The sequence below is a fragment of the Microcystis sp. M44BS1 genome (genome assembly GCF_020244875.1).
Lineage (GTDB): Bacteria > Cyanobacteriota > Cyanobacteriia > Cyanobacteriales > Microcystaceae > Microcystis > Microcystis panniformis.
The window spans coordinates 1-3,808 of record NZ_JADBVM010000031.1 but is presented as its reverse complement, the minus strand read 5'-3'; the positions used below and the strand labels follow the sequence as shown (position 1 = coordinate 3,808).

The 3,808-nt window shown below is 38.7% G+C and carries 1 protein-coding gene and 2 pseudogenes; all 3 read left to right on the top strand.

Features of this window, described 5'->3' with window-relative positions; translation table 11 throughout:
- Nucleotides 1-220 (top strand): annotated as a pseudogene (locus IM515_RS01760) (hypothetical protein); the annotation flags it as partial.
- 142 nt (nt 221-362) lie between these two features.
- Nucleotides 363-500 (top strand): hypothetical protein, encoded by a 138-nt coding sequence (locus tag IM515_RS01755; RefSeq protein ID WP_287629763.1) that lies wholly within the window; start codon nt 363-365, stop codon nt 498-500.
- 234 nt (nt 501-734) lie between these two features.
- A pseudogene (locus IM515_RS01750) lies at nt 735-3,808 on the top strand (hypothetical protein); the annotation flags it as partial.

Below are 3,808 nucleotides of genomic sequence, written 5' to 3'. Positions count from 1 at the left end.
GGAAATCGGTAAGGAAATTGGCAAGGAAATTGGCGCGTTAGAAAAAAGCCGCGATGACATAAAAACAGTTTTAACTGTGCGGTTTGGACAGATTTCTTCAGAAATTGAAGAGATAATCGGCAAAATGACTAACCCTACTATCTTAGAAGAGCTACTAAAATTAGCAGCTACCGCTAATTCTCTCGCAGAATTTAAGCAGTCTTTGGCAAAAATCCAATAATCTTATCCAATATCTAGAAAACGGGTTTCTTGTCTTTGAGAAACCCGTTTTCTGTATAATGTTAATTTCTGTTATGGAAGTCTTGACAAATTCGGGACTGTTAGGCTAAAACTGTTAGCAATAAACCTTTACAGTTAATATCATGACTTCTTCTCTTTTGCCGATTCTTCCTTCTGTTTACGATGTTTTGTTCGATTTTGCCCAATCTGATGGCTTGAGTCAAGCTAATCAGGTGGATAGTGTGAGAAATCAAGGTTTAACCGCACCGAATTTAATTTGACTTTCTCTGATTCATGAATAAACCTGATTGAGAAAACAATAAGTATATCTTATGTCCTAATTGACGGTAGAAAAAAACGCTCTTAAGATAGTAGAAACCATTAATTGATGTTTTGACAGTCTTCAACCCTAACCCACACCGGCTAGTTAAACGGTTGTTTAAAACCGGCTGACTTGGCTGAATAATTAATAGCAAAGCAATTTGTGGGCAATGTCCACCCTACATTACTAAATTATGGTTAAAGCTAAAAGCTTTGCCAATAATTTGATTTTAGATCATTTTCTACAATTGAAAAACATATTACTCAAAGCCATGAGCAACCCAAATATTGATTTAAATCCAGCGCAGTGGAGTTTCAGAGGAAACTCATCTGATATAAGTAATGCCATCAATGCAATTACATCTCGATTTTCAAGCGATCGCGGCAATGTTATTGATGGATATTCCGCTACGAAGTTAGTTGTTGACAAGTTCTTAGCCAATCCAAAGGTGACAAACCAGCAACTTATTCAAATTTCCAAAAGTACATTAGATAAATTTTCGGCTGACGACTCGACCGTTCCCACGAAATACCCCGATTATGATAAAAAACCTGGCCATCTGATGGCGGTGGACGCATTTTATATGCTTACTGGCAATCCCAAAGGCCAAGTTTCTACAAAGCTTAATGGTTTGGGTTTTACTGGTACTTCAAGTCTCCTCATTACTTATGCAGAAAACAATCCCGCACTGCTATTAGGAACAATAGAACATGATTTAACAGACTATCTTCAAGATGCAGGCGTTACCAATCTAAACACTTCTCTTTGGGGAATAGCAGACAAAGCCGCTTCTGCGTTGGTTATGTTTGCAGAAACTTTGGTTGCTGGATATATTCCATCAGAAGAGGAAATCTTCAATGTCATGGGTACGCGCCAGTTGCCAACTAGAGAAATGGAACTAAGGCAAACTGTTACTAGGTTAGGAAATGTTAGTTCAACTCTCGCTACTAAGTTAGCAATGCACTATGGAAATGAAGACTTCGGGAGTCAATTAATTGCCGCAACTGCAACAAAAACCCTTGGCGGGTGGTTAGGAGATAATTTAGCTTATCAACTGGCAAGTGTGGGAAGCTCAATACCAGCACGAGCTTTATATACAAGACTTTATGGGAACTTTACTAATACATTGTTGGGTTTTGGTAGTTCTGCAATTAGTCAAGCTTTTTCAGAGAAATTTGATATAGAAGATCCCCTTGCTCAAATTGCGATTGATCAAGTTACTGCTTCACTAACTAATCATATTTTTTCTGGGTTAACTGAGGCTGCTTTTGGCAAATCGTTTGCTGTTAATTATTTAGGAGTAGATCCTAATATAAACCTCAGCCTTACAAAAGCATCAATTATTGGAGAGGTTGTTAATACGGGGTTTGGCGCATTGCAATCTTTCGCAAGCACTCAACTTTTTAATTATGTCGATAAGGTATGGACGGGGGCTGACTTAAATAATTTTGGTGCTTCGATTGGTGGAGTAATCGGTGGTTTTATTGTTCCCGGAATTGGAAACTTTTTAGGCTCTGTTGTTGGTGGATGGGCGTGGAATCTGATCGCTAATAAAGATCCTCGTGCTTATTATTCTGTATATTACAATGCTGCAACGGGTAAGTTTGTCAGTCAATTTAGCTTTGAAGCAGAGGGTGGAAAACCAGAAGTTGCTCAACAGATGGCTCAATCTGCATCAGATACGCTTCAGTTGATTGCTGGAATGATTGGGGGAACTCCTTTAACCATTACGGCAACGGAGTATGGACATTATGAAAAAGAGTTTGTTTTTAATATTGGGGGTAGTGGTAAAAATTCTTTCTCCAATGCACAAACAGCTTTATATAATGGCATTATTAAACAGTTGAAAACGCTGAATATTCAAGGGGGTGATCCCTATATGAAGCGTTTAATCGCTCTACCTTCATACAACTCTGATATCAAAGGTTTATTTACTGATTTGGGTGTTGCTAAGGAGTATAGTGTTCATAAGGCTGATCCTATTCTCTACGGTCAAGCTATTTTAAATGTTGATAATGCAGATGCACGAAAATATTTACTAGATGATTGGCGTAGGGTACAAACAAGAGCAAAACAGCTAACCCTTGATGCTTTACCTGGGGATGATGGGAGTGAGTTTATTGCTGGTACTGTTGGTAATGATTCCATTGATGGTGGTGTGGGTAATGATTTCCTTTTTGGTGATCAAGGAAATGATTATTTAAGCGCTGGAGCAGGTAATGATAGACTGCAAGGAGGAGATGGTAGAGATACCCTTTTGGGTGGAGATGGGGATGATACGCTCATTCCTAATTCTGCGGGTGCAGGGGATAGTCTAGATGGAGGAGTGGGAACAGACACGCTAATTCTTGATTACAGTAATTATAATCCCGATGGATCGAATTGGAATGGTATCTACAATACAGATGGAAATACAGTTAAATATCAATCTGATTATAATAAAATTATCATTAGTTACAGCAACATTGAACGATTCAATATTACGGGAACGAGGCTTAGCGATACCCTCCAAGGAAGCGAGGGAGACACTCTTGATGGTGCTGGTGTATCTGAATATGAACGGTTAATTCATGACTATGATCGGTTAATTCTTAACTTAGCTAATGCTACAAGTACAGTATCTATCGACCTCACTCAAACTAACGATCAAGTAGCTTATAAAAATACCAAGGTTAGCAACTTTGAAACTATAGAAAAGATTACTACGGGTAGTGGTGATGATACGATCAAGTTGAATGTAGCTGGTTCATCGGGAAATGGCACTGTTGACGGAGGAACGGGAACAGATACACTTATTCTCAATTACAGTAATTATGACAAGTACACTGAGTATTACATTCATGGTCCTGATTACGGCATTTATACAGATGGGAATACAGTAAAAGCTAAATTCGGTTCTTATCTTCTAGCAAGCTACAGCAATATCGAACGATTGAACATTACAGGATCACAGTTTAGCGATACCATAACAGGAAGGGAAGGAGATACTCTTGATGGTGGTGGGGGAACTGATCGCTTAACTCTTAACTTAGCTAATGCCACAAGTGCGATATCTATTGATCTAACCCAAACCAGCGATCAAGTAGCCTATAAAAATACCAAAGTCAGCAACTTTGAAACTGTAGAAAAGATTACTACAGGTAGTGGTGATGATATCATTAAATTAAATCCGTCTGCTTCAGGTGGAAACGGCACTATTGACGGGGGAGCAGGAACAGATACACTGATTCTCGATTACAGTAATTACAGTTCTAGGAGTTCCGATGC